Source organism: Streptomyces sp. NPDC060198 (assembly GCF_042728415.1).
In the GTDB taxonomy this organism is placed as follows: Bacteria; Actinomycetota; Actinomycetes; order Streptomycetales; family Streptomycetaceae; genus Streptomyces.
On sequence record NZ_JBHWZJ010000672.1, the window covers coordinates 1 to 1,499 of the forward strand.

1 protein-coding gene is annotated in these 1,499 nt (G+C 71.8%); it reads left to right on the top strand.

The features are described 5' to 3' along the window. The first annotated feature begins 224 nt into the window (after positions 1 to 224). Entirely contained in the window at positions 225 to 1,454 is a 1,230-nt protein-coding gene (locus ACFWEP_RS34620; RefSeq protein ID WP_328722748.1) for a DUF349 domain-containing protein, read from the top strand. Positions 1,455 to 1,499 lie beyond the last annotated feature (45 nt).

Below are 1,499 nucleotides of genomic sequence, written 5' to 3' on the forward strand. Positions count from 1 at the left end.
GGACCGGCCGCCGGGGCTCCGTGTTGTCGAAAATGCCCGGTACGAACGCCCGAAGCGGCCCGGAACGGCCCGGACCGGAGAAATCCAGCCGTGCTGAGTGCGGACAGCCGGGCCGCCGGTCGCCTAGATTGGCGGGGTGCAGGGCGGGCGCTGCCCGCCCCAGGAAACTGTGGACGATGCCCGGGGGGCCCACCCCCTCGCAGGCATCAGGTGGAGGAGGCGCTGTGAGCAGCGACCCGTGGGGCCGTGTCGACGAGACGGGCACCGTGTACGTGCGTACTGCCGAGGGCGAGCAGGTCGTCGGATCGTGGCAGGCCGGTACGCCCGAGGAGGCGCTGGCTTATTTCGAGCGCAAGTACGAGGGCTTGGTGGTCGAGATCGGCCTCCTCGAAAAGCGGGTGAAGACCACCGATCTCTCGTCGAAGGACGCGACGGCGGCGATCGACCACCTGCGGACGCAGGTCGACGAGCACCATGCGGTGGGCGACCTCGAAGCGCTGCGCACCCGGCTGGACGCGCTCGTCGCGACGGTCGACTCGCGGCGCGAGGAGCGCAAGGTCCAGAAGGCGAAGCAGACCGACGAGGCCAAGCAGGCCAAGGAGAAGCTGGTCGCCGAGGCCGAGGAGCTGGCGCAGAGCGAGCAGTGGCGCTCCGCCGGTGAGCGGCTGCGGGCTCTCGTCGACATCTGGAAGGGCCTGCCGAGGCTCGACCGCAAGTCGGACGACGAGCTGTGGCACCGCTTCTCGCACGCCCGGTCCGCGTTCTCCAAGCGCCGCAAGGCCCACTTCGCCTCGCTGGACGCCCAGCGCGAGGAGGCCCGCAAGGTCAAGGAGAAGCTGGTCGCCGAGGCCGAGTCGCTCTCCGGGTCGAAGGACTGGGGCGACACCGCGGCCCGGTACCGCGACCTGATGACGGAGTGGAAGGCCGCGGGCCGCGCCCAGCGCGAGGCCGAGGACGAGCTGTGGAACCGTTTCCGCGGCGCGCAGGACGTCTTCTTCGCCGCCCGGGGCGAGACCTTCGCCGAGCGGGACGCGGAGCAGGGCGAGAACCTCAAGCTCAAGGAGGAGCTCGCCACCGAGGCCGAGAAGCTGGTGCCGGTGCGGGACCTCAAGGCGGCCCGTGCCGCCTTCCGGTCCATCAACGAGCGCTGGGAAGCGATCGGTCACGTGCCGCGCGACGCCCGGCCGAAGGTCGAGGGCCGGGTGCACGCCGTGGAGCGGGCGCTCCAGGAAGCCGAGGAGTCGGAGTGGCGCCGGACCAACCCCGAGGCGCGTGCGCGTGCCGCGGGGCTGACCGGCCAGCTCCAGGCCGCCGTGGACAAGCTGCGCGGTCAGATCGACACCGCCCGCGCCTCGGGCAACAACGCCCGTGCCGACAAGCTCTCCCGCGAGCTCGAAGGCCGCCAGGCGCTGCTCGACCAGGCCCTGAAGGGCCTGGAGGAGTTCGGCGGCTGACGGCCCGACCGGTCCGGTAGGCAACGAGAAGGGGCTCCCGTACGC